Annotated in this window: 19 protein-coding genes; 4 read left to right on the top strand and 15 right to left on the bottom strand. The window is 66.1% G+C overall.

Annotated features, from left to right (window positions below; genetic code table 11):
- Positions 1 to 5: 5 nt before the first annotated feature.
- Genes DN387_RS17440 through bcsQ form a run of 7 tightly spaced genes read right to left on the bottom strand, consistent with a single transcriptional unit; the run spans position 6 to position 12317 of the window.
- A complete protein-coding gene (locus tag DN387_RS17440) occupies positions 6 to 677 on the bottom strand; it encodes an alginate O-acetyltransferase AlgF (RefSeq protein ID WP_054915585.1) in 672 nt (223 codons plus the stop codon).
- The gene (locus DN387_RS17435) at positions 674 to 1333 is read right to left on the bottom strand and encodes an SGNH/GDSL hydrolase family protein (protein WP_043862368.1); all 660 of its coding nucleotides are present in this window, start codon (positions 1331 to 1333) and stop codon (positions 674 to 676) included. The genes DN387_RS17440 and DN387_RS17435 overlap by 4 nt, the downstream gene beginning before the upstream one ends.
- A gap of 18 nt (positions 1334 to 1351) precedes the next feature.
- Positions 1352 to 5329, bottom strand: a complete 3978-nt coding sequence (locus DN387_RS17430; protein ID WP_054915584.1) for a cellulose biosynthesis protein BcsC — start codon at positions 5327 to 5329, stop codon at positions 1352 to 1354.
- Entirely contained in the window at positions 5305 to 6543 is a 1239-nt protein-coding gene (gene bcsZ / locus DN387_RS17425; protein WP_082405755.1) for a cellulose synthase complex periplasmic endoglucanase BcsZ, read from the bottom strand. Before bcsZ ends, DN387_RS17430 begins: the two co-directional genes overlap by 25 nt.
- A gap of 4 nt (positions 6544 to 6547) precedes the next feature.
- Positions 6548 to 8881 (bottom strand): cellulose biosynthesis cyclic di-GMP-binding regulatory protein BcsB, encoded by a 2334-nt coding sequence (gene bcsB, locus DN387_RS17420; RefSeq protein ID WP_043862370.1) that lies wholly within the window; start codon positions 8879 to 8881, stop codon positions 6548 to 6550.
- Entirely contained in the window at positions 8878 to 11106 is a 2229-nt protein-coding gene (bcsA, locus tag DN387_RS17415; protein WP_043862371.1) for a UDP-forming cellulose synthase catalytic subunit, read from the bottom strand. The genes bcsB and bcsA overlap by 4 nt, the downstream gene beginning before the upstream one ends.
- Positions 11103 to 12317 carry a cellulose biosynthesis protein BcsQ gene (gene bcsQ, locus DN387_RS17410; RefSeq protein WP_043862372.1) on the bottom strand — a complete coding sequence of 405 codons (1215 nt, stop codon included), beginning with the start codon at positions 12315 to 12317 and terminating at the stop codon, positions 11103 to 11105. The genes bcsA and bcsQ overlap by 4 nt, the downstream gene beginning before the upstream one ends.
- 493 nt (positions 12318 to 12810) lie before the next feature.
- Between bcsQ and dnaX the strand changes: the two genes are divergently transcribed.
- The 3 genes from dnaX to recR all read left to right on the top strand — a co-directional run bounded on the left by dnaX (position 12811) and on the right by recR (position 15967).
- Complete coding sequence (gene dnaX, locus DN387_RS17405; protein WP_054915582.1) at positions 12811 to 14874, top strand: DNA polymerase III subunit gamma/tau; 2064 nt, start codon at positions 12811 to 12813, stop codon at positions 14872 to 14874.
- Positions 14875 to 14939: 65 nt separating this feature from the next.
- Positions 14940 to 15266 carry a YbaB/EbfC family nucleoid-associated protein gene (locus DN387_RS17400; RefSeq protein ID WP_010226011.1) on the top strand — a complete coding sequence of 109 codons (327 nt, stop codon included), beginning with the start codon at positions 14940 to 14942 and terminating at the stop codon, positions 15264 to 15266.
- A 98-nt stretch (positions 15267 to 15364) separates the two neighbouring features.
- The gene (recR, locus tag DN387_RS17395; RefSeq protein WP_043862374.1) at positions 15365 to 15967 is read left to right on the top strand and encodes a recombination mediator RecR; all 603 of its coding nucleotides are present in this window, start codon (positions 15365 to 15367) and stop codon (positions 15965 to 15967) included.
- Positions 15968 to 16065: 98 nt separating this feature from the next.
- Here the strand turns inward: recR and DN387_RS17390 are convergent, their stop codons facing one another.
- Together DN387_RS17390 and fnrA are read right to left on the bottom strand one after the other, a co-directional pair.
- Entirely contained in the window at positions 16066 to 16614 is a 549-nt protein-coding gene (locus DN387_RS17390) for an adenine phosphoribosyltransferase (RefSeq protein ID WP_054915581.1), read from the bottom strand.
- Between the two features lie 54 nt (positions 16615 to 16668).
- On the bottom strand, positions 16669 to 17403 hold the full coding sequence (gene fnrA, locus DN387_RS17385; RefSeq protein WP_043862376.1) for a Crp/Fnr family transcriptional regulator FnrA: 735 nt from the start codon (positions 17401 to 17403) through the stop codon (positions 16669 to 16671).
- Positions 17404 to 17562: 159 nt separating this feature from the next.
- Between fnrA and DN387_RS17380 the strand changes: the two genes are divergently transcribed.
- Positions 17563 to 18027: a hypothetical protein gene (locus DN387_RS17380; protein WP_043862377.1), complete on the top strand. Its 465-nt coding sequence runs from the start codon at positions 17563 to 17565 to the stop codon at positions 18025 to 18027.
- Between the two features lies 1 nt (position 18028).
- Here the strand turns inward: DN387_RS17380 and hemN are convergent, their stop codons facing one another.
- The 6 genes from hemN to ccoG all read right to left on the bottom strand — a co-directional run bounded on the left by hemN (position 18029) and on the right by ccoG (position 24928).
- Positions 18029 to 19411, bottom strand: a complete 1383-nt coding sequence (gene hemN / locus DN387_RS17375) for an oxygen-independent coproporphyrinogen III oxidase (protein WP_054915580.1) — start codon at positions 19409 to 19411, stop codon at positions 18029 to 18031.
- Positions 19412 to 19493: 82 nt separating this feature from the next.
- The gene (locus DN387_RS17370; RefSeq protein ID WP_043862379.1) at positions 19494 to 20177 is read right to left on the bottom strand and encodes a sulfite exporter TauE/SafE family protein; all 684 of its coding nucleotides are present in this window, start codon (positions 20175 to 20177) and stop codon (positions 19494 to 19496) included.
- Positions 20170 to 20385, bottom strand: coding sequence for a cbb3-type cytochrome oxidase assembly protein CcoS (gene ccoS / locus DN387_RS17365; protein WP_054915579.1), 216 nt, complete (start codon positions 20383 to 20385; stop codon positions 20170 to 20172). Before ccoS ends, DN387_RS17370 begins: the two co-directional genes overlap by 8 nt.
- A gap of 12 nt (positions 20386 to 20397) precedes the next feature.
- Entirely contained in the window at positions 20398 to 22851 is a 2454-nt protein-coding gene (locus DN387_RS17360) for a heavy metal translocating P-type ATPase (RefSeq protein WP_054915578.1), read from the bottom strand.
- Positions 22852 to 22963: 112 nt separating this feature from the next.
- The gene (locus tag DN387_RS17355; protein WP_043862382.1) at positions 22964 to 23500 is read right to left on the bottom strand and encodes a FixH family protein; all 537 of its coding nucleotides are present in this window, start codon (positions 23498 to 23500) and stop codon (positions 22964 to 22966) included.
- A 12-nt stretch (positions 23501 to 23512) separates the two neighbouring features.
- The gene (gene ccoG / locus DN387_RS17350) at positions 23513 to 24928 is read right to left on the bottom strand and encodes a cytochrome c oxidase accessory protein CcoG (RefSeq protein ID WP_054915577.1); all 1416 of its coding nucleotides are present in this window, start codon (positions 24926 to 24928) and stop codon (positions 23513 to 23515) included.
- Positions 24929 to 25252 lie beyond the last annotated feature (324 nt).

Genomic DNA, 25252 nt, shown 5'->3' with positions numbered 1-25252 from the left:
TCCGATCAGTTGGAGAGCGTGTCCGTGACGGGCACAAGCTGCGGGCCGCTCGCCGTGGGCAGCAGCAATACGCTGTAGCGCTCGCCGGCCTTGAGTTCGCCCAGGTCCACCGGGCCGCCGACGTTGGCATTGGCGCACACCAGTTGCACCGACAGCTTCACCGGGTTGATCGATCTACGCTGCACGCTGGCCTCTGGCGCGTCCTTGAACAGGTCCGCCGTGCGCCCGGCAGGGCGCAGGCTTGCGCCCTGGCAGGAAGGGTCGAGGTTGACGAAGGCCAGCGAAGCCTTCAGCGCATTGAAGTCGTCGGGTTGCTCGCGTACCACGCGTTGCCGGATGCCGCTGGCGTCCTGCAGGGCGACTACCGTGGCGAATTCGCCAGGAGCAACGCTCAGCTGCAGGGCCGAGCGCTGGCCGTCACGGCTCAGGGTGCCCTTGATGGCCTTGTTGGCCGGTACCGGCAGGTACGCCGACACCGGTTTGGCCGCGTCCAGCTGCAGGCTGGCCCTGGAGCCGTCCGCCACCAGTTGCAGGGTGCCGGGGGCCGCATTGACGAAGCGCAAGAACGCCGAGTCTTCGCTGGGGCCGGTGGGGTACAGCGCGATCTCGGCCTGGGCCAGGCCCGCGCCGAGGGCGGCGGGCAGGGCCAGCAGTACAGCGTGCAGGGCGCGCTTCATTTCTTGATGCTCGTCACGACCGGCGCCTTGACGATCTCTTCGCTGATCTTCTTGCTCCAGGCCAGGTAGCCCGGGGCGGTCAAATGCTGACCGTCGACCGTGGCCCACTCGCCTTGCTTGGAGAATTTGAGCGAGTCGACGTAGTCGCACGGCGCCACGTTGGCGGCGAGGAACTTGGAGGTCAGTTCGACGCGGGCGTAGGTCTTGCCGTACTTGCCGCCTTCGGTTCCCCAGTTGGGGCCGACCCATACGCACTTGGCCCCGGTGTTGGCGATTTCCTTGGCAAAGCTGGTGGTCTGCTGCCACAGCCAGGCCTTGGGGAAGGCCGGTTTGGTGTAGCTGGCCATGGTGTCGCCCATCACCACGACCACCAGGTCCGGCTTGTCCGCCTTGATCAGGTCGCCGATCGGCCGGGTGGCCGCCTTGCTGCCCAGTACCACGGGCTTTTCGGTGCCACGGCGCTCGGCACCGCCGCAGGTGCCAGGGGTGGCTTTGAGCCAGTCGCCGGCATTGGCGCCGCAGATACCCAGCGAGTGCACTTGGGCACCTTGCTGCACGAGGTTGTCGTGCAGGCTCTTGATCAGGTAATCGGGGGTCGCCAGGTGGCTGTCGCCGATCATCAGAATGGTCAGGCCTGCGAGAAGTGAACTAGCCATGGTTGATACTCCTGCAAATCAATTCGAATAAGGGGAACGGTACGGGTTGACGGGCAACGGCATGGCGCCGCGGCCGTCGTCGAACAGGTAGCGCAGGTACAGGCCACCGGTCCATTGCTGGTAGTCGCGGGCGTTGTCCACACCCAGTGTGCCGCCGAAGAAGAACCCATCGCCCAGCCGGTATTCGCCACTGGCGCCCAGCGAGTAGCCGATGCCGGTCTTGCTCTGCGAGGCATAGGTGGTGCGCAGGGTTGTACCGTCCGTGGCAAAGGCCTGGGAAATTCGTTCCAGCGCCGCTTGTGACTGCCTGTCGCGGAAGTACGGTGCGCTGTCCTGCTCGATGTGCTGCATGCCCACCGAACCCTGCACCTGGTAGCTGAAGTTCGGTCCCCGCTGCGCCCAGCTGACCGGCACACCGATGGAGAAGAAGTTCTGCGGGCTGAAGTAGCCGCCGTGGCCGTAGGTGAAGAAGCTCTGGTTGTTCGCGTAATGCGCCCCGGACACGCTCAGGCCTGCGGTGAGGCGTTCATCCTGATTGTTGAGCAGGTACCAGTAGATGCCGCTGCCCAGTTCACTGCGGGTGTTGGACTCCACGTCGTGACCCAGCAGCTTGTGCCAGGAACCATAGCCGTACATGCCGTAGGTCTGATTGTCATAACCCAGCTGCAGACGACCACCGTTGGAGGTTACGCCACCCCATTGCAGGTCGGTGCGCTTGTCGCGGGCTCCGGCGAAGGAGGTCAGGCTGTCGGTGACCGAGCGCCGGGACAGGTTGAGGTTGTAGCGCCAGTTGCTGCCTTCTGCAAAGGGGCGATCCAGGCTGATGCCGCCCACGGCGGTGTTGTACAGGAAGCCTACCGGGCTCACGCCCAGGTCTGCCTTGAGGCCCTGCGACGGGTTCTCGTAGGCTACGGCCACGCCTACGCCGCTGTCCTTCTGCGAGCCGGGGCTGTCGATGTAGAAGTCCTCTGCTTCTGCAAGCAGGTCGGGTAGCGGCATGGCGAGTATGTTCTTGGCCATTTCGCTGGTGATCCCGCCAAAGCGCGAATTGGCGCTCAGCTCGTTTTTCACCCCCCCTGCGTTCAGCGACACTGGCGTGATGCGCAGGGCCAGTCGATCGTCGTTCCACGGCACGCTGATCTCCAGCGGCGCCTCCACATCGGTAATCTTGCCCAGCCCCGATTCGCTGTCGTTACCGCGGAAAGTGACACCCTGCTTGATTTGCGGGCTGCGCGCCTCGCGAATCGTATCCAGCTCGGTCTGCAGCGCGGCGCGCGGGTCGACCGGTGCCGGCGTGGCGAGCTGCGGCGTGGCCTGGCTGGCCGTGCGCAGGCCAGGTTCGCTGTCGCGACTGGCCAGCAGCACCGGTGCGTCGAACGCCTCGTTGGCGCGGCTGCTGACCTGGGTCTGTGCCGGCTCGGGAATCTCGGCCAGCACCGTTTCGCTCAGGCGCGACTGCTTGCGCTGGCCCGGCTGGCCGACGAAGGGGTTGACGGCAATCGCCTGGCCGAAGGGGTTGAGCACGTTCTGCTCCGGCGGCGCCTGCAAGGCCAGGGCCTGGGCATACAGCTGCTCGGCCTTGGCCAGCTTGCCGCGGCCACGGTAATAGCCGGCAGCACTGGTGAGAATCTGCGGGTTCTGCGGGGCCAGTTGCAGGGCCTTTTCAACGGCGCGCTCGGCCTTGTCGGCATCGCCGGCCTGTACGAAGGCCTGGGCGGCGCCCATCTGCACGTCGGCATTGTCCGGGTACTGGCGCAGCAGCGGGGTGAACAGCTCCACCGCCTTGGCCGGGTTGCGGTTGTCCAGGTACATGCGCGCCAGCGACGACACTGCCTGCGGGTCTTGCGGGCGTTGCGCCAGGGCCGGGGCGAGGGTGTCGTAGGCGGCCACCAGGTCGCCCTTTTCACGCAGCAGGTCGGCCTGGCGCACGGTGTACTGGAACACCAGGTCGTCGTAGCTGCGCTGGTCGCCGGCCTGCAGTGGCTGGCTGCGCAGCTCGCGCAGAATCTGGTTCACCTGCACGTCGTCGCCGGCCTTGAGCAGTGCGCCGGCATAGGCCAGGCGCAGGGACGGGGAGGGCGTGCTGCTCTGGGCAATGGCGGTGCGCAGCATGCCCAGCGCATGTTCGGTCTGGCCGATATCGATATAGGTCGCGGCCAGCGCCGAGAGCATGCCGGGGTTGTTGGCCGCTGCCGGTTCGGCGCGTTGCAGCAGCTTCATGGCCTGTTGGCGCTGGCCCTGTTTGGCCAGGTCTGCCGCCTGGCGGGTCAGCAGGTGCAGTTCGATCTCTTCGGCCAGGGTGTGCATGGCGGCGCTGCGCTGGGCCGTGGGCACCTGCGCCAGGCTGCGCTGGGCCGACTGCCACTCGCCCAGGCGGCTGGAGAACAGCGCGCTGGCATACAGCGCCTCGGCCCGCTGCGGGTTGGCCTTGAGCATCTCGTCGATGGTCTGGCGCGCCTTGCCGGAGGCATCGCTCTTGAGGTAGACCTGCGCCAGGTCGTAACGCGCCCACACGTTCTGCGGGTCGTTGCGCACGGCCTCTTCCAGCGCCTTGCGAGCGCCGGCCAGGTCGCCACTGCGCTCGGCGTCGCGGGCCTGGCCTACGGCGATGGCCGCGCGCAGCACGCGCAGGTCGCCCAGGCGTTCGCGCTGGGCATCGCTGAGCCCGTCGATCAGGCGCTGGCTTTCGCCCAGCTTGCCGTTCTGCGCCAGCACGCTGACCAGCCCGCGCAGCGCATCGGGGTTGCCGGCATCCAGGCTCAGGGCCTGGCGATAGGTGGTTTCGGCGCTGTCGAACTGACCCTGGGCGGCCTGCAGGTCGGCCAGGCTGACAGGCCCCTGCACCTGGCGCGGGTTCATCGCGATGGCGCGTTGCAGCAGCTCGCGGGCGTCTTGCGGATTGCCGGCGTCGCGGGCGGCATTGGCCTGGTCCAGCAGCACCCAGTAGCGGTTGCCTTGCAGGGCGCTTTGCCAGCGGCTGCTGTTGCCACGGCTGATGGCCTGCTTGAACAGTGCATCGGCGTCGCCCAGGCGGCCCTGGCGCTGGCGCACGATGCCCAGCCCGCCGAGGGCGTCGGCATCCTGCGCCTGCTCGCGCAAACGGGCCTGGAACGACTGCTCGGCCTGGGGCAGGTCGTTGGCGTCCAGCGCCTTGAAGCCACGCACCAGGTGGCTGTTCTGGCGTTGGACGGCGCTGGCCTGGCTGGCACGGGCACCGCTCTTGAGCTGGTTGCGGATCTCTTCGTCGTCCGGGTAGGCCTTGAGGTAGGCATCGAACAACGGCACCTCGGCGGGGCGCGGCGCACCCAGCCAGGACAGGCCCTGGCGCCAGCCCTCGATCGATTCACTGCCGATCACCGGGTCGTTGGCATAGGACGCCAGCCGGCGAATGCCCTCCACCCGCGTGCTTTCGTTGCGCAGCAGCAGCTTGGCCAGGTTGAGCTTGATCTTGGGGTTGTCCGGCGACTGGCCCTGCAGGCGCTCCAGGCCCTGGCGCGCTTCCTGCCAGCCGGTGGCGGTGTAGCCCAGGTAGCTGTAGAACTCCAGGCCCAGTTCGCCCTGGGGTGCACTGCCACTGAACAGCGTGCGGTATGCCGCCACAGCCTGATCCAGCTCGCCCGATTCGGCGAGTTGGCGGGCCTGCTCCAGTTGCGCGGTGTTATCGGCGCTGTGCAGGGCGATCTCCTGTTGCAGCAACAGGGTCTGACGCTCGCCGGGGTGCGCCTGCCTGAGCTGGTCGAGGTAGCGCTTGGCGCCCTGCGGGCGATTGCCATCAAGCTCCAGCAGGCCAAGGCCGTACAACGCGTCGGCCTGCTGCGGATCGATCAGCAGCAGCTTGCGCCATGCCTCGGTGGCGCGGGTGGTGTCTTTGCGGGCCTGCCAGTATTGACCCTGTTCCAGCAGGACCTTGCCGTTCTCGCTGAGCTCGGCAAAGCTGCTGTTGTGGATCAGGGCGGCAAGCACCCCAATGGCTAGGGTTTGGCGGCGCGAGGGCATGAAGTCTCCCAGAGTGGTTGCAGCTTCCCGTCGTCGAGGAAGTGGTAACGATCATCCATGAAGCCGAGGGCGAACAGGCTCAGCACGAAGTCGTAGTAAGGGGGTTGTCTGGCCTGCAGCGCTTCGGGGCTCAGGCTTTTGCTCATCAGCTGGTCGACACGGGCACGCTGCTGTTCCTGCAGCCAGGGTTGCTGGCGCGCCTTGAAATACGGCAGCAGGGCGGCAGAAAAGCCGAACGGGCCATCGCCGCTGCTGGTGTTGGCCTGCACCTGCACTTTCTCTGGCGGTACGCCGTGGGTCGCGACACTGCGCGCCATGCCGTCGAGGCTGTCGAGGATCGGCTTGGCCAGTGGGTCCTTGGCCGGGGTCATGCCGGCCCACAGGTAGGTGCGGATGGCGTCGTAGCTGCCGGTTTCGCCCTTGACCGGCTCGATCACGAACAGGCCCTTGTCCGGGCCGGTGGCACGGTAGCCCACCCAGTCGGCCACATAGCCGTTGTGGCTCACGCCCTTGATCAGGCTGGCGGTGCTGCGGGCGATCTGGCTCCACGGCCCCTTGGGGTCGACCACCGCCAGGCGTCGCAGCACCGGCACCGGCAGGTAGCTGGGGTTGAGCTGCCAGAAGTGATCGGGCTTGGCAAAGCCCTCCACGCCGGGCAGCAGCATCATGCCCAGGCCCGGCAGCTCGGCCACTTCGCGGGCCTTGATATTGGCCAGCAGCTGGGCAGCCTGGGCGTTGTAGGCCGGGGTGTTCCACAGCCGCGCGGCCTCGCTCAGCGCGTAGGCGAACCACAGGTCGGCGTCCGAGGCCGAGTTGTGGTCCAGCAGGCGCCACTGGCCCTTGTCGTCCAGGCCCCAGATCCACCCCGGCAGGTTCTGCTTGATGTCGCCACCGGCAAGGTTGTTGCTGGCCCACAGCCAGAGCTTGTCGAAGCTGGCCTGGTCGTTGGCCACCAGGGCAAAGAACATCGCGTAGGACTGGCCTTCGGACGAGCTGTGCTGCTGCGGCGTGCTGGCATCGAGCACGCGCCCGTCGGGTTGCACGAAGTGCTGGCGAAACACCTGCCACAACGGCCAGGGGTCGGCCTGGCAGCTGTTGGCCTGGCTCACGCCGGGCAGCAGCAGGGTAAGGGCGCTGGCGCCCAGCAGGCGGCGCAGCAGCGAGCGCGGACGCCTGGCGGGCAACGGTGCGGTGTGTCCGGTTGGCAGAGGCATGCGATTACTCGATGTTGAGGCGACGTTTGGCCTGGGCGCGCAGCGAGAAGAACGCCACCAGGCTGACCAGGGCAACCCCCAGCAGGGTCAACAGCAGCAGCGCCGGTACATGCTGGGACAGCAGCCACTGGATGTAACGGAACGGCCCCAGGTGCCCCACGTAGTAGGCCTGCTCGGCCACCAGCGATTCGACATTCCTGCCGTTGATCACCACAAGGCTGCCTTGCAGTGCCTGGGTGTACTGTTCGCCGCCGATCAGGGCGTCGGTGACCTCCACCAGGTTCTGCGGCTGCGGGCTGGACAGCACCACCACGCTGCGCCCGCTCTTGAGCGGCGACTCGAACCCGGTGACGTACGAGCTGCGGTTCTCGCCGGTGAAGGTGAGCGCACCGCGCGCGGCGCGCAGGTTGGCCTTGGGATCGGGGCTGATCCATTCGCGCAGGCGCATCGGCAGGTCGGAGAACTCCACGTAATGCCTGGCGTCCTGGGTCCTGCTGGGCAGGTAGTCGGCCCAGGTCTTGAGCAGTGGCTGGTTGTCGCCGGAAGCCAGCACCAGCAGGTCCTTGTCGGCCAGGGCATCGACCTGGCCGGCCTGGGCCACGGTGACGGCGGTGGCCGGGTAGCCGGTGGAGTCGCCAAAGCGTCCGAGCACGGTGAGGTAGGCGCTCCAGTCGGCGCTGCCGGCGTTGTCGGGCAGTATCACCGCCGAGTCGGACAGGTCGGCCAGGCGCGTGAACGGGAAGCCGCTGTCCTTGAACACGCCCAGGTTGGGCATGGCGATGAAGTGGTCGTAGCCGCTCAGGTCCAGGGTGGAGTCCGGGTCGATGGCGCCGCGCATGTTGTCGATGATGATGTCGCGGCATTCACCCTGCTTGATGTAGTCGTACATGAAGCGGAACTGCAGGCGCGACTGCAGGGCGACCGAGTCCAGCGGCAGCAGCATGCTCGCCTCGCGGGCGATGCTGTCGTCTTTCTTCAGGGCTGCCAGCAGGCTGTCGCCGCCGCCCAGGCGCTCGATCGAGGGCAGGTTCATCGACTTGATGAAAGTGTCGTTGAAGCTCACCAGCAGCGAAGAGTTGGACGAGGTCTGCTGTGGGGTGTAGCGGTACTTGAGGTCCAGCCGGGCGCCCTGTTCGCGCCAGTTGAACAGGTCGGGTGGCAGGCGCACCGGCACGGTGATCATGCCGGGGTTGTAGCCCGACACATTGAGCTGACGCGGGTCGATCAGCTCGCCAAGGCGCACCGGGCGATCGGTCGGCAGCCAGTTGGGCGCGTCATACGGCTGGCGTGGCTGCAGCGCATTGACGGTGTCGATCTGCACGCTGGGGCCGGAGAAGCTGCGGTAGCCGATCACCAGGGCGGTGGCGGCGCGCTTGAGTTCGGCGCTGTCGCGTCCGGCGATGACCAGCAGCTTGCCGTGCGGGTCGTTGGGGTTGCTCACCAGCGACAGGGTCGGGCCCTTGAGGTCGGGCAGCGTCAGGCCCTCGACCTGGTTGGCCTCGGCGGTGTTGACCAGCACCACTGCGTTGCCGCTGGCGGGCAGGCTGTGCAGGTTGGTGGGGAAGTTTGCGCCACGGTAGCTGGCCAGTGCACCGATCCACGACGACACCGCGCCCGCCGCTTCGAGGGTGGTGTTGTCGGGGGCCACGGCAAACACGAACGGCAGGCTCAGGGCGCGTGGGTCGCGACGGTCGAACAGCGGCAGCGGCAGCAGGGCCAGGTCGTTGGGCAGCACCACCGGCTTGACCTGCAGGCTCAACTGGCTTTCGTTGCTGATCTTGGCCCACAGGCTCGAATGCAGCGGGTCTTCGCACTGCATGGTGTAGTGGCCGATCAACTGCACGCCGAGCCGGTTGAACTCGGTGATCAGGTACGGCGGAATGTCGATCACCTGCTTTTGCAGGACGCCGGCGTTTTCCTTGGGCAACGGCAGGCTGGCGGCCACTTCGTCGTTGACCATGATGTTGATCTGCGAGAGGTCGCTGAGCAGCGCTGGCGAATAGGTGTATTGCAGGGTCAGTTGCGCGCCGGTCACCACCTCGTCGGCCCGCACGTCGAAGTTGACCGTGTCGGTCGACTCCACGCCACGCAGGCTCATGGTGTAGTTCTTGCCCAGCTGCTTGAGGCTGAGCTGGTACTTTTCGCCGGCCGCATCCGGTGCCGCCGGCGCCGTTTCGCTGGCGGCGGGCTCCGTGGCGGGCGCCGCTGCGCTGGCCGCGACCTCATCGGCCTGGGCAGGTTGCAGCAGGCTGCCCAGGCACAGCAGCGAGCCGGCGAGCAGACGGCGAGAACGGCGCGACAGGTTCACTTGTTGGTCGGTATGAAGCATGACGGTCATTGCGAGTCCAACGAAGGTTCGAGGTGGGTGGGGGCTTGCTTGCGCTTGTAGCGACGATGGCGCAGGGCGCTGAGGGTCGCCTGGGCCAGGTCCATGATGCCGCGCACGCCGATGCGGCTCACATCGTGCAGGGCGCTCAACGGGGTGTCGGGCTTGCTGCCACCCCAGGTTGCGGCCCAGGTGTCGGCCCGCGAGAAGGTCAGGCGCACGAAGTCGCTCTGCTGGCGCAAGGTCAGCGGCTTGAACTGCACCCCGACCATGGCGCCACGGCTGAACACCACGGTGGCCGGCAGTACGCAGGCCTGCTGCTTGCGCATCAGGATCACCTGGATGTCCTGGCCCTTGTGCAGGCTCTGGCCCTCGGGAAGCTTGAAGCCCACGCCCTTTTGCGAGAAGTCCACGGTGGTGCAGTCGATGGTGGTGCCGTCGGCGGTCTGCACCTGAATCGGCAGCTCGGCGCGCACGCGCGGCTCGGAACGCACCTGGCGGGTTTCACTGGCAACCGCAACGGCAGCGCTGGTGATGATCACGTTGTAGATCGTCCAGGCCAGGTTGATGATGATGGTGATGGCTGCGGCCGGGTCGCCCCAGATCAGTTGCACCACACCGAACACCATGCCGATCAGGTTCAGGGTCAGCAGGATGATGTAGGGGCGCGCCAGCTCCCAGTCGAAGTATTCCTTGTCGATGATGCCGCCCTTGTCGGTCACGTTGAAGCCGCCGAGCTTGGGGTTGATCAGCGCCACCAGTACCGGGCGCATGATGTACCAGGCCAGCACCGACTCGTAGACCTCGTTCCAGAACGAATGGCGAAAGCGCCCCTGGATACGCGAGTTGGTCAGGCTGGCGTGGAAGATGTGCGGCAGCACGTAGGCGGTGATCATCAGCGCCGAGGCGTGGAAGATCTGCGCGCCGAAGATCAGGTACGCCAGCGGCGCGGTCAGGAAGACCAGGCGCGGCAGGCCGTAGAAGAAGTGCAGCATGGCGTTCACGTAGCACACGCGTTGGCCGAAGCTCAGGCCCTTGCCGATGAACGGGTTGTCGGTACGGAAGATCTGCGCCATGCCGCGTGCCCAGCGGATGCGCTGGCTGATGTGCCGCGACAGGCTCTCGGTGGCCAGGCCCGCAGCCTGGGGGATCGCCAGGTACGCGGTGTTGTAGCCCTTGCGGTTGAGCTTGAGCGCGGTGTGCGCATCTTCGGTCACCGTCTCGATGGCCACGCCGCCCACTTCCAGCAGGTGGCTGCGGCGGATCACTGCACACGAGCCGCAGAAAAAGGTGGCGTTCCACAGGTCGTTGCCGTCCTGCACCAGGCCGTAGAACAGCTCGCCCTCGTTGGGCACCGAGCGGAACGTGTCGAGGTTCTTCTCGAACGGGTCGGGCGAAAAGAAGAAGTGCGGGGTCTGCAGCAGGGCCAGTTTCGGGTCCTTGAGGAACCAGCCCATCGCCACCTGCAGGAAGGAGCGCGTGGGCACGTGGTCAGCGTCGAAAATGGCGATGTACTCGCCGTCGGTGACTTTCAGGGCCTCGTTGAGGTTGCCGGCCTTGGCGTGGACGTTGTCGGCGCGCACGATGTAATTGACCCCGATCTGCCGGCAGAACTCGCGAAAATCGTCGCGGCGGCCATCATCCAGCACGTGCACGCGCAGCTTGTCGCGCGGCCAGTCGATGGCCTGGGCGGCGAAGATCGTCAGCTTCACGATGCTCAGCGCTTCGTTGTAGGTGGGGATGAACACATCCACCGTGGGCCAGTCCTTGGGGTCCTGGGTAAGAATCTTGGGCTTGCGCTGCAAGGGCCAGGCGGTCTGCATGTAGCCGAACGCCAGCACCACCAGGGCATAGAACTCTGCTGCCACCAGGCCGTAGCCGAACACGATGTCCAGCCAGCTGTCGAAGCCCAGCGTGTCGGTGACGCGCCAGTACACATAACGCAGGGTGGCCACCAGCGACAACACCACCATGGCCAGCACCGGCAGGCGCCCGGGCAGCTTGCGCAGTATCAGCAGGCCGGCGAAGCACAGGGCGGCGAAGGCGAACTGGCGCTCCAGCTCCAGGGGGGCGGTGACCACGGCCACCAGCAGCAGGGCGCCGATCAGGCCGGCACCGATCTTCAGCGCGCGCAGCACCGGGGCGGGCCATTGCCCGAAGCGTTCGAGCCAGACATTCAAGCGCGCAACCGTGTTGGGCGCCTGCACTGCAGACGCCTGGTCTAAGGGGGCGGTCATGGGGTACCGGACTGTTGGTGGTGATGGGCGAGGTGGGCGCCAAGGGCATGCGCCACGTCGCGCAGGTCCTGGCAGGCAGGGCTGTCGGGCACCTTGACGAACGGATCGAATTCGAAGGCCTGGGCTTCGTCCAGGCTGTGGTCGAGACGGACCATGCCCAGCAGCTCGCGACCGATGCGCTGGCGCAGTACCTGGCACATGTCCAGGTCCAGCGCGCGGGTGGGGTCGACCTTGTTGATCAGGTAGCCGCAGCGCGGCGCGGGGCTGCGCTGGTGCAGGGGCGCAAGCCAGGCCTGCAGTTCATCCAGCACGCGGTAGGCGGCTGGAGTCGGCAGGGTCAGGGCCACCACCTGGTCGGCCATCTCCAGCACTGGCGCAAGCCATGGGGTGGCGCCGGTGGGCAGGTCGATGATCAGTACGTCAGCGGGTGTCAGTGCCAGCGTTGCCAATTGCTGCAGCAGCCAGCTAGGCTGGTTGGCCAGGCGCTGCTCCAGGCTGCGCAACTGGGTGGCGTCGGCGTGCCCGAATGGCAGGCATTCGGCGGTCGAGTCGGGCACTGGGTGGCAGTGGATGCTCCAGGGTTCGTCGCTGTCGGTAGCCTGGCTCAGACCGGGGGCGGTACGCGGCAGCATCAGTTGGCTGGCGAGGCTGTTCTGCGGGTCCAGGTCCAGTGCCACCACGCGACCGTGCGGGCGCTCCAGCAGCTTGGCCAGCGCGGCGGCAAAGGTGGTCTTGCCCACACCACCCTTGGCCGAAACCACAGCGATGATGCTGGCCTGGGGGCGTGTCGGTGCCGGTTTGTGCATGGCATGCTCCAGTGCACCCTGATTCAGCCCCTGGGCCGTGGCATGGCGCAGGCGAGCCGCCGCTTCGAGTTGTTCACGCAGCGACAGGGGGGCGCCGGCGGGCTGTGCAGCCGGTTCGGGAGCGGGCGGTATACGCTTCACGGGCGCGGGCACCGCAACGACTGCCGGCGCAGGAGCTGGTGCCTGTACCGGCGCAGGCACCGATGCCAGGGTCGGCGGCAGCTTCAGGGCCGCCAGGGTCGCGGCCACCGGGGCAACCGGCTCGGGCGCGGCAGCAGGTGTGATCGGTTCAGCCACCGTCAGCGCGGGTTCGAGGTATTCGAACTCGGTGTCGATTTCTTTATAGCTGTCCGCACTTGCCCCAAACCTGGTGAACAGATTTCCAATGTCGTCTGCATGACTCATATGTGTAATCCCGGCCTACGGCTATCTGATCAACTGCTGGGGCAGATAAGGTCTGTCACACTGCTAGGATGCTAATGTGTGATATCAAACTGATAGTGTCAATATTTTGTTTATTTCTGGGCTGGTTTTTCGCATTTTCGCCGAGTTAAAAAAATACCGCCATAAGTTTGACTATTTTGTCGCTGCCTGTGCAGCGCATCTGCACGATGGATGCCGTTCTTGAACAAGGTCGGCACGAACGGCATAAAGCTTAGCCTAGCTTGTAGGAAATGACTGATAAGTCGTGCTGACATATATCAGTTTGTTTCACGATTGGCACATAGGTTACCAAGCTTTGCCTGGCGCGTGTTCAGTCAGAGGACAGGCAACCGGCCAGCCCGGGCCGTTGTCCGATCAACGGTGACTGGCCGGCGTGCCCATGCACGGCGGATGCATTTTTGCCCCTGCTCCGCTAGGATTAGCGGTCTTTGGTCTATCTATCCGACGGTTTTCGATGAGTTATCAGGTTCTTGCACGTAAATGGCGTCCGCGCTCGTTCCGCGAAATGGTCGGCCAGACCCATGTGCTCAAGGCCCTGATCAACGCGCTGGACAACCAGCGGCTGCACCACGCCTACCTGTTCACCGGCACCCGCGGGGTGGGCAAGACCACCATCGCGCGCATCATCGCCAAATGCGTCAACTGTGAAACCGGCATTACCTCGACACCGTGCGGCACCTGTTCGGTGTGCCGCGAGATCGACGAGGGGCGCTTCGTCGACCTGATCGAGATCGACGCCGCCAGCCGCACCAAGGTCGAGGATACCCGCGAGCTGCTCGACAACGTGCAGTACGCGCCAAGCCGCGGGCGCTTCAAGGTCTACCTGATCGACGAAGTGCACATGCTCTCCAGCCACTCGTTCAACGCCTTGCTCAAGACGCTTGAAGAGCCGCCGCCCTACGTCAAGTTCATTCTTGCCACCACCGACCCGCAGAAGCTGCCCGCCACCATCCTGTCGCGCTGCCTGCAGTTCTCGCTCAAGAACATGACCCCCGAGCGGGTGGTCGAGCACCTGAGCCATGTGCTCGGGGTCGAGAACGTGCCGTTCGAAGACGACGCCCTGTGGTTGCTGGGCCGCGCCGCCGACGGTTCGATGCGCGATGCCATGAGCCTCACCGACCAGGCCATCGCCTTTGGCGAAGGCAAGGTGCTGGCGGCGGATGTGCGCGCCATGCTCGGCACCCTCGATCACGGCCAGGTCTATGGCGTGCTCCAGGCCCTGCTCGAAGGGGACGCACGGGCCCTGCTCGAAGCCGTGCGGCACCTGGCCGAGCAGGGGCCGGACTGGAACGGCGTGCTGTCTGAAATGCTCAATGTGCTGCACCGCGTGGCGGTGGCCCAGGCGCTGCCCGAGGCGGTGGACAACGGCCAGGGTGATCGTGACCGCGTGCTGGCGCTGGCCGGCGCTCTGCCGGCCGAAGATGTGCAGTTCTATTACCAGATGGGCCTGATCGGCCGGCGCGATCTGCCGCTGGCCCCCGACCCGCGTGGCGGCTTCGAGATGGTGCTGTTGCGCATGTTGGCGTTCCGCCCGGCCGACACCGTCGATGCGCCGACACCGACGCTAAAGTCGACGGGGATCAGCCAGGCCACAGCTGACTCCCCACCCGCGGTGGCAGCGGTCGCCGCGCCGGTGGTGGCTGCACCGGTCGTGCCCACGCCCGTTGCCGAACCTGTTGCCCGCCCGCAGCCCGAACCCGAGCCGCCGGTGCAGGCTGCGCCAGTGCTGCAAGCGCAGGTTGCCGAGCCGCCAGTGCCCGAGGTCGACCTGCCCTGGAACGAGCCGGCCGCGCCTGCGCCCGAGCTCGCTGCGGCGCCTGAACCCGAGCCGGAACCCGAGCCGCAGCCCGAACCTGAACCCGAGGCGATTGCTGCGCCCGTGCCAGCCGCGCCCGCGCCGGCCATCGCGCATCACGATGAGCCACCGATCGCCGACCACGCCAGCTATAGCCCGGCGGGCATGGAGCGCGACGACGAGCCACCGCTGGACGAAGATTACTACGACGCCGAGATCGACCCGGTGGGCTACAGCTACCTGGACGAGCTGGCCAGCGAGACCGCGCCGGAGCCTGCACCGGAGCCCGAGCCAGAGCCTGCCGCGCAACCGGCCACCGGCCTGGCGTTGCAATGGCTGGAGATGTTCCCGCTGCTGCCGATTTCGGGCATGACCGCCAGCATCGCCGCCAACTGCACGCTGATCGCGATGGACGGTGACAACTGGCTGCTGCACCTGGACCCGGCGCACAGCGCCCTGTTCAACGCCACCCAGCAGCGGCGCCTGAACGATGCGCTCAACCAGCACCTTGGGCGTACCCTGAACCTGAGCATCGAGCTGATTCGCCCCGAGCAGGAAACCCCGGCCCAGGCCGCGTCGCGCAGGCGTGCCGACCGTCAGCGCGAGGCCGAGGCGTCGATCGAGAACGATCCGTTCATCCAGCAGATGATCCAGCAGTTCGGCGCCACCGTGCGTCACGATACTATTGAACCTGTCGACGCCCTGGTGGCCCAGGGCGACTAATCCGTTTACCCCAGCACCGCGGTCTGCCGCGGTGTGCCAAGTAACTTGATACCGAGGTGATTCCCATGATGAAAGGTGGCATGGCCGGCCTGATGAAGCAGGCACAGCAGATGCAGGAAAAAATGGCCAAGATGCAGGAAGAGCTGGCCAACGCCGAAGTGACCGGCCAATCGGGCGCCGGCCTGGTCAGCGTGGTGATGACCGGTCGCCATGACGTCAAGCGCATCAGCCTGGACGACAGCCTGATGCAGGAAGACAAGGAAGTGCTGGAAGACCTGATCGCAGCGGCCGTGAACGATGCGGTGCGCAAGGTCGAGGCCAACAGCCAGGAAAAGATGGGCGGTATGACCGCCGGCATGCAACTGCCGCCGGGCTTCAAGATGCCGTTCTGAGGCATTGCCTGCGTGACCCTCGGTGGGAGCACAGCCATTCGGTTGTCGCTCCCATCGTCGTTTTTCCGTTCAACCGATGATCTGCCAGGCCTTTTACCATGAGCTTCAGCCCCTTGATTCGCCAACTGATCGACGCCTTGCGCACGCTGCCGGGTGTGGGTCAGAAAACTGCCCAGCGCATGGCCCTGCAACTGCTGGAGCGTGACCGCAGCGGCGGCGTGCGCCTGGCCCAGGCGTTGAGCCAGGCCATGGAGGGGGTGGGGCATTGCCGTCAGTGCCGCACCCTGACCGAGCAGGAGCTGTGCCCGCAGTGCGCCGACCCACGGCGTGACGACACCCTGCTGTGCGTGGTGGAGGGGCCGATGGACGTGTACGCGGTGGAGCAGACCGGTTATCGCGGCCGCTACTTCGTGCTCAAGGGGCATCTGTCGCCACTGGACGGCCTGGGGCCGGAGGCCATCGGGATTCCGCAGTTGCTGGCGCGCATTGCCGAGCAGGGCAGCTTCACCGAGGTGATCCTGGCCACCAACCCCACGGTGGAAGGGGAGGCCACGGCGCATTACATCGCGCAGCTGCTGGCGGACAAGGGGCTGGTGGCTTCACGCATCGCCCATGGTGTGCCGCTGGGCGGGGAGCTGGAACTGGTAGATGGCGGAACGCTGGCGCATTCGTTCGCGGGGCGCAAGCCGATCACGCTGTGACCGTGCCGGCCAATCGCGGGTCAAGCCCGCTCCTATAGGGGTTGCGTAACACCTTGTGGGAGCGGGCTTGACCCGCGATTGGCTGCACAGCGGCCCCATCAATATTCGCTGAGCGAAAACTCGGTCAGGCAGAACGTCTGCACCCCTGCCGCCTGCAGCTTCTGCGAGCCGCCCAGCTCCGGCAGGTCGATGATCGCCGCCGCCTCGAACACGGCCGCCCCCATGCGCCGTATCAGGCTGGCCGCTGCCAGCAGGGTGCCGCCGGTGGCGATCAGGTCATCCATGATCAGCACCGCATCGCCCTCGCACAGGCTGTCGGCATGCACTTCCAGAAACGCCTCGCCATATTCGGTCTGATAACCCTCGGCCAGCACATCGGCCGGCAGCTTGCCCTGCTTGCGAAACAGGATCAGCGGCTTGTTGAGCTGGTGGGCAATGATCGAGCCGATCAGGAAGCCGCGCGCATCCAGCGCCCCGACATGGCTGAAGTCAGCCTCGACATAGCGTTCGATGAATTGGTCGGCAACGTGGCGCAGGCCCCGAGGGGACTGGAACAGCGGGGTAATGTCGCGAAAGATCACCCCCGGCTTGGGAAAGTCCGTTACCGGGCGGATCAGGGATTTGAGGTCGAACGCATCGGTCGGCATGGGGCAGGTATCCTGAAGGGCAAACGCCAGCCAGTATACCTGCTGCGCCAGGTGTCAGCTGTCCAGCGAGCCGCCGGCCAGCGCGCACAGCTGAATCGGGTCGATGATGCGTACTTCCTTGCCTTCGGCTTCGATCAGGCCGTTCTGCTGGAAGCGCGTGAACACCCGTGACACGGTTTCCACCGCCAGGCCCAGGTAGTTGCCGATTTCGTTGCGCGACATGCTCAGGCGGAACTGGTTGGCCGAGTAGCCGCGTGCGCGAAAGCGCGCCGACAGGTTGACCAGGAAGGTGGCGATGCGCTCGTCCGCAGTCTTCTTGGACAGCAGCAGCATCATCTGCTGGTCGTCGCGAATCTCGCGGCTCATCACCCGCATCAGTTGGCGACGCAATTGCGGCAGTTGCACCGACAGCTCGTCCAGGCGCTCGAAGGGGATCTCGCACACCGAAGTGGTTTCCTGGGCCTGCGCCGATACCGGGTAGGCCTCGGTGTCCATGCCCGACAGCCCGACCAGCTCGCTGGGCAGGTGGAAGCCGGTGATCTGCTCCTCGCCCGCGTCGCTCAGGCTGAAGGTCTTCAGGGCGCCGGAGCGCACGGCGTAAACCGAGCCGAAGTTGTCGCCCTGGCGGAACAGAAACTCGCCTTTTTTCAACGGACGCCCGCGCTTGACGATTTCGTCCAGTGCGTCCATGTCTTCCAGATTCAGCGAAAGAGGCAGGCACAAGGGCGCCAGGCTGCAATCCTTGCAATGGGCCTGGTTGTGAGGGCGCAGTTTAACTGGCTCGGACATTTTCATTCGATCCTTCTGGGGAAAGCACACATAAGCCGTAAGGGTAACTCAGACGGCCGGGTTCAGGCCAGCGTGCGCGCTTTTGGTGCGTGCTGGGCTCAAGATCGGCGATGTTTGGCCGATGACCTGGAATAGTGTCCTTAACAGGAAAGACTGTCCATGCTCTCTATCGATTCAAATCCTCTGAATAGCGCTGCAACCCAACTCAAACCCCCTGTCGCCAAGACCAATGTCGACGGTGCCCAGAGCGCCCAACCGGCCGAGGCTCCTGCCAAGGAGGGGGTCAGGGTCAACCTGTCCCTGGCGGGCCTGCAGGCGTCCAAAAGCAGCGGCGGCAACAAGGACATCGAGGAAAGCGGTCTGCCCCAGACCATCCAGCAGACCCTCAAGACCATCCGCAAGCTGCAGCAGCAACTGGCTGAAAAGATGCAGCAGATGCAGGCCGTCATGCGAGACAACTCCCTGACCCCCGAGCAGATGCGGCAAAAGGTCTCATCGCTGCAGGGTGAGATCGCCACGCTGACGGGGGCAATCACCACCGCCACCGCCAACCTGAACAAGGCCATGAAGCAGGAGAACCTGAGCCTTGATCAGGTCGCGAAGGTGTTCGAGTTGATGGGCTGATTCAAATCACCCGCGAAAACCGCTGGCGGTTGTGCAGGTCCAGGTAGGCATCGAACACCATGCATACCGAGCGTACCAGCAGGCGCCCCGCCGGCAACACCTTGATCCCGTTGGCATCCAGGCTGATCAGGCCGTCCTTGGCCATGCCCAGCAGGGCAGGCCACTGCGCGTTGAAGTAACCGCGAAAATCGAGGGTGAAGGCGCGCTCGATGGTCTCGAACTCCAGTTCGAAATGGCAGATCAGCTGCTGGATCACCGCGCGGCGGATGCGGTCGTCCTCGTTGCAGATCAGGCCGCGACTGGTGGGCAACTGCGAGGCGCCGAGGGTGTTCTGGTATTCGTTCAGATCACTGCTGTTCTGGCAGTACAGGTCGCCGATCTGGCTGATGGCCGACACGCCAAGGCCGATCAGGTCGCAGTGGCCGTGGGTGGTGTAGCCCTGGAAGTTGCGCTGCAGGGTCGACTCTTCCTGGGCAATGGCCAGTTCGTCGTCGGGCAGGGCGAAATGGTCCATGCCGATGTAGCGATAGCCTGCCTCGGTCAGCTGCTCGATGGTGTTGTGCAGCATTTCCAGTTTCAGCGCAGGCGCCGGCAGGTCGCTGCTGTCGATGCGCCGCTGGGGCTTGAAACGCTCGGGCAGGTGCGCATAGTTGAACACCGAGAGGCGGTCGGGCTGCAGCTTGATCACTTCCTCGACGGTGCGTGCAAAGCCTTCGGTACTCTGCTTGGGCAGGCCGTAGATCAGGTCGAGGTTGATCGAGCGAAACTGCAGGGTGCGCGCGGCCTCGATGATCGCGCGGGTCTGCTCCAGGCTTTGCGGGCGGTTGATGGCCCGTTGCACCACCGGGTCGAGGTCTTGCACGCCCAGGCTGACACGGTTGAAGCCCAGTTCGCGCAGCAGCCCCATGGTCGACCAGTCGGCCTCGCGCGGGTCGATCTCGATGCCGTAGTCGCCCGAATCATCATCCAGCAGGTTGAAGTGCTGACGCAGGTGCGTCATCAGCTGGCGCAGTTCGGCGTGGCTGAGGAACGTCGGTGTACCGCCGCCCAGGTGCAACTGCTCCACGGTCTGGCGCGGGTCCAGGTGGCAGGCGATCAGCTGGATTTCCTGCTCCAGGCGCTGCAGGTAGGGCTGGGCGCGGCCGCGGTCCTTGGTGATCACCTTGTTGCAGGCGCAGTAGTAGCAGATGTTGGCGCAGAACGGCACGTGCACGTACAGCGACAGCGGGCGCGCGGCGCGGCGGCTGTCACGCAGGGCGTGCAACAGGTCGAACGAGCCGACCTGGCTGTGCAGTTGCACGGCGGTCGGGTAGGAGGTGTAGCGCGGGCCCGCCAGATCGTAACGGCGAATAAGGTCGGGGTCCCAGTGGAGGGCGTCGAGCATGGTGGCAGTCCCTGGAATGGCGGCAGTGTCCGGAGTCTAGGGAGCGTTGTGTCAGGGCGTGTTGATTTGTATCAACGGGTGTTCAGTGCCCCATGAGCCAGTGCTGGTGCGGCCCCGGCAGGGTCCACAGGCCGAACAGGATCACCAGCAGGCCCCCCGTCACGCGTACCCCGCGCTTGCGCAGCAGGGCGCTGGTGCGCTCGGCAGCCAGCCCCGTGGCCAGCAGCACCGGCCAGGTGCCCAGGCCGAAGGCCAGCATCAGCAGGGCGCTGTGGGTGGCGTTGCCCTGGCTGGCGGCCCACAGCAGGGTGCTGTAGACAAGCCCGCACGGCAACCAGCCCCACAGCGCGCCCAGCAGCAGCGCGCGCGGCAGGCTCGACACCGGCAGCAGGCGATTGGCCACCGGCTGTATGTGCCGCCACAGGCCGCGCCCCAGGCTTTCGATGCGGGTCAGGCCGCTCCACCAGCCGGCCAGGTACAGGCCCATGCTGATCAGCAGCAGCGCCGCGAGCACGCGCATGCCGGTGGCCAGCGGGCCGCCCGCCACCGCCCAGCCGGCCAGGCCCAGCAGCAGGCCGGCAGCGGCATAGCTGAGGATGCGCCCCAGGTTGTACGCCAGCAGCAGCTGAAAGCGCCGGCTGCGCTGCGCCTTGGGGATGGCCAGGGTGAGTGCGCCCATCAGGCCGCCGCACATGCCCAGGCAGTGGCCGCCCCCCAGTAGGCCGAGGATCAGCGCCGAACTCAGCAGCGGCAACAGGTCAAGCATGGGGCGGGGCGCCGCTGTCGTCGGGCTTGCGCGGCTCGGCCTGGTCCAGGGCGGCCTGGTGCTTGGGGTCCTGGTCGTCGAACAGGATACTGTGGGCCGGGCCTTCGAGGTCGTCGTACTGGCCGCTGTCCACGGCCCAGAAGAAGATGTACACGGCGATCGCGACGATCAGCAGCGCGGCGGGAATCATGACGTAGAGCGCGGGCATGGGGTCTCCGGGTCAGGCCGTCGCGGGGTGTGCGGCGTCGACGATAGGGGCGGTGGCAGGCAGCTCGCGGATGCGCGTAAGGCGCAGGGCGTTGAGCACCACGATCAGCGAACTGACCGACATGCCGACCGCCGCCCAGATCGGAGTGATCCAGCCCAGTGCGGCGAACGGCAGCATGAGGCCATTGTACAGGCCAGCCCACAGCAGGTTCTCGATGATTATCCGGCGCGTGCGGCGCGCCAGGCCGAAAGCCTGCACCAGTGCCTCCAGGCGGTTGGACAACAGCACCGCATCGGCGCTGGTCTTGGCCAGGTCGGTGGCCGAGCCCATGGCAATGCTGATGTCGGCCGCGGCCAGCACCGGCACGTCGTTGACCCCGTCACCCAGCATCAGCACCTTGTGTCCCTTGGCCTGCAGGGCCTTGAGCCGTTGCAGCTTGTCGTCCGGGCGCAGGCCGCCGACGGCCTGGTCGATGCGCAGCTCGGCGGCGACGCTGGCCACCATCGGCGAGCTGTCGCCCGACAGCAGCAGGGTCTGCCAGCCGCGGGCACGGCAGGCTGCCAGCAGGTCGGCGGCGTCGTGGCGCAGGCGGTCGTCGAGCACGAACCAGGCCAGCGGCCCGTGGCTGTCGCCCAGCAGCAGCCACTGCCCGGGTTCGTCGGGCATCGCCGGCACTGCGCTGTGGCTCAGGGCGCACACGAAGTCGGCCTGGCCGATGCGCAGGCGGCGGTTCTCCACCTGCCCCTCAAGACCCAGCCCCGGCGTGCTCTGCACGTCGTCGGCGACCGTGATGGTGCGCCCGAAGGCGCGGGCGATCGGGTGCTCGGAGCGGCTTTCGAGGGCGGCGGCGAGGGTCAGGCACTGGTCGGCGTCCAGCGTCCCCAGCGGGCGGATGGCGCGCAATGTCAGGCGCCCCTCGGTGAGGGTGCCGGTCTTGTCGAAAATCACCGTGTCGATCTGGTTCAGGCCCTCCAGCACATGGCCGCGGGTGAGCAGCAGGCCGAGCTTGTGCAGCGTGCCGGTGGCCGCGGTGAGCGCGGTGGGGGTGGCCAGCGAGAGTGCGCAGGGGCAGGTGGCGACCAGCATGGCCAGCACGATCCAGAACGCCCGCGAGGGGTCCAGTTCCCACCACAGCAGGCCGATGGCCGCGGCGGCCACCAGCGAGAACAGCAGGAACCACTGCGAGGCACGGTCGGCGATCTCGGCCAGGCGAGGTTTTTCCGACTGGGCGCGTTCGAGCAGGCGCACGATGGCCGACAGTCGGGTGTCCTGGCCCAGGGCCTGCACCTGCACGGTCAGTACGCTCTCGATGTTCAGCGTGCCGGCCGTCACCGCATCGCCGCGCTGGCGCGGTTGCGGCAGGTACTCGCCGGTCAGCAGCGATTCGTCGACGCTCGACTGGCCGTCGATGATGCGCCCGTCGGCGGGCAGCACCGCGCCCGGGTGTACCAGGACCCGGTCACCGGTCTGCAGCTCGCGCAGCAGGATGCGCTGGCTGTTGCCGTCGGCATCCAGGCGCAGGCACGAGGCCGGCAGCAGGTTGACCAGTTGCGCGGTGGCTGCGGCGGTGCGCTCGCGGGCACGGCGTTCCAGGTAGCGCCCGGCCAGCAGGAACAGCGCGAACATGCCCACCGCATCGAAATACAGCTCGCCGCTGCCGGTGATGGCAGTCCAGATGCCGGCGAAGTAGGCCAGGCCGATGGCCAGCGACACCGAGACGTCCATGGTCAGGTGGCGGGTGCGCAGGTCGCGGGCGGCGCCCTTGAAGAACGGCGCGCAGCTGTAGAACACGATGGGCGTGGTGAGAAACAGTGCCACCCAGCGCAGGATGGTGTGCAGCTCCGGGCTCAGGTCGATGTTGAACTCGGGCCAGGTGGCCATGGTTGCCATCATGGCCTGGAACCACAGCAGGCCGGCCACGCCGAGCTGGCGCAGGGCGGTGCGGTTCTCGCTGGCCAGCTGCTCGGCGGCGCGGTCGGCCTGGTAGGGGTGGGCGGCGTAGCCGATATGGCGCAGTTCACCCAACAGTTGCGAGAGCGGCAGCTGGCTGTCGGCCCATTGCACCTGCAGGCGATGGTTGGACAGGTTCAGTCGCGCCTCTGCCACCGCCGGCAGGTTGCGCAGGTGCTTTTCGATCAGCCAGCCGCAGGCGGCGCAACTGATGCCTTCGATCATCAGGGTGGTTTCAGCGAGTTCGCCGGTGTGGCGCACGAAAGGCTTCTGCACGTCGCTGCGATCGTACAGGGCCAGTTCGTCGACCAGTTGCACGGGCAGCGCGTCGGGGTTGGCGCTGGCTTCGCTGCGGTGCTGGTAGTAGCTTTCCAGGTTGCCGGCGACGATGGCTTCGGCCACGGCCTGGCAGCCGGGGCAGCAGAATGCACGGGGTTCGCCGAGTACCACGGCGGTGAAGTGGCTGCCGGCCGGGACGGGCAGGGCGCAGTGGTAGCAAGGCGTGGGGCTGGTCATTGTTATCTATCGCAGATGGGTGGTGACCTTGTCGCGGGTCAAGCCCGCTCCCACAGGGTGTCTGAGCACCGAAAACCTGTGGGAGCGGGCTTGACCCGCGATTGCAGTCGACTCATTTCTCGAGGTGTTCAGCCCCTTGCAGCGCCTCGTCACCCAGCATCAGCGTGGTGTCGTGCGCCACTTGCTCTTCTTCGAACAGGCGCCATACCTGGCCCTTTTCGGTACCCAGCAGCTCGACGAAACGCCGGCCCTCGACCTTGTCGCTCAACTGCCCCAGGTAACGCCCGGGCTCGCTTTCGCTGCGGGTCAGCATGATCTTGCGGTCCTTCTCCGGCTGGGTCGGCGAGATCAGGTTCAGCTCCAGGGTCTGCGGCTGGCTGTCACCGCTCAGGCGCAGGTCCACTTCGCCGGTCAGCTCGTCCAGGTGCACGCTGGCCTTGAGCTTCAGGCTCTGCCCCAGCAGCTCGCGGTCCAGCGAGCGGTTGATGCCCTTGCCAGCCTCGTAGTAGTTGTCGTTGACCAGGTTGTCCGGGTTGTTCACCGCGATGGTCACCATGGTCAGGCTCAAGGTCACCGACGTGGCCAGCACGCCGATGATGATCCACGGCCAGAGGTGGTGGTGCCAGGGGCTGGAGGCGTTTGCAGGCATGTCTCTACTCTCTTAGCGAATGTTGGGGCCGATGAAACGGCTCTTGGCTTCGACCTGGGTGCCGTTGTCGTCGGCGTCCTTGAGGGTGAAGGTGACTTCGTTGGCAGTCGAAGGCAGATCTTCCGGTGCCATCGACAGTTGTACCGGCAGGCTGACGATATCGCCGGCCGCCACGCGGATCTCCCGCGCGCCTTCGAGCTTGAGGTCCGGCAGGCCGGAGGCATCGAGCACGTACACGTGGTCGCGCTGGTCCTTGTTCATCACCTTGAGGCTGTACACGTTCTCGATGCGGCCCTGGGCGTTCTCGCGGTACAGCACGCGGTCCTTGCTCACGTCGAAGCCCACCAGCGGGCGCATGAGGAAGGCGGTGGCCAGCAGGCCGATCATCACCAGCAGCACCACGAAGTAGCCGATCAGGCGCGGGCGCAGCATGTGCGTCTTCTGCCCCGACAGGTTGTGCTCGGTGGTGTAGCTGATCAGCCCGCGCGGGTACTCCATCTTGTCCATGATGGTGTCGCAGGCATCGATGCAGGCGGCGCAACCGATGCACTCGATCTGCAGGCCGTCGCGGATGTCGATGCCGGTCGGGCACACCTGCACGCACATGGTGCAGTCGATGCAGTCGCCCAGGCCCTTGGCCTTGTAGTCCATGTCCTTCTTGCGCGGGCCGCGGGTTTCGCCGCGACGCGGGTCGTACGACACGATCAGCGTGTCCTTGTCGAACATCACGCTCTGGAAGCGCGCATACGGGCACATGTAGATGCACACCTGCTCACGCAGCCAGCCGGCATTGCCGTAGGTGGCCAGGGTGAAGAAGCCGACCCAGAAGTAGGCCCAGCCGTCGGCCTGGCCGGTGAAGAATTCGATGCTCAGTTCGCGAATGGGGCTGAAGTAGCCGACGAAGGTCATGCCGGTGACGAAGCCGATGCTCAGCCACAGGCTGTGCTTGGCCAGCTTGCGCAGCAGCTTGTTGGCGCTCATGGGCGCCTTGTCGAGCTTGATGCGCTGGTTGCGGTCGCCTTCGGTGACCTTCTCGCACCACATGAAGATCCAGGTCCACACGCTTTGCGGGCAGGTATAGCCGCACCACACGCGCCCGGCGAACACGGTGATGAAGAACAGGCCGAAGGCCGCGACGATCAGGATGCCCGAGAGCAGGATGAAGTCCTGGGGCCAGATGGTGGTGCCGAAGATGTAGAACTTGCGCTCGGGCAGGTTCCACCACACGGCCTGGTGCCCGCCCCAGTTCAGCCAGACGGTACCGAAGTACAGCAGAAACAGGAGGGCCCCGCCGGCCATGCGCAGGTTGCGGAACAGGCCGGTGAAGGCGCGGGTGTAGATCTTTTCCCGTGCGGCATAGAGGTCGACGCCGCCGGCATCTTTCTTGGCAGGTGGGGTGACGTCATGTACTGGAATCTGTTTGCTCATCATTGAGTCCCACGGCAGTGGAAAAGTGCCGCGGCCAGTACATGCCGACCGCAGTCAGAAGTTGTTGCTGCTCTAGGGCGCATGATACGCCTGTCATTGCGGTACAGGGTGCAGTGCGACCTTTGGTCGCGTTGGTTAGTGGCGGGCGATAGTGTAGTGGAGCTTGTCAATTGACCTGAGTCACGTGGGTGGCAGATCCGGCCCCTTGGCCGGCTAGCCGGCAGAAGGGGCCTGCGCCAATAAAAAGGCCCCGCCAGCAACACTGGCGGGGCCTTTTCACAGCCGGGGCATGTTCACTGCGCTTCGGCGGTTTTCTCTGGCTGG

The organism is Pseudomonas sp. FBF18 (assembly GCF_024261405.1).
GTDB lineage: Bacteria > Pseudomonadota > Gammaproteobacteria > Pseudomonadales > Pseudomonadaceae > Aquipseudomonas > Aquipseudomonas palmensis.
Note: the sequence above shows the minus strand (reverse complement) of the source record. Positions and strands in the feature narration are given on the sequence as shown.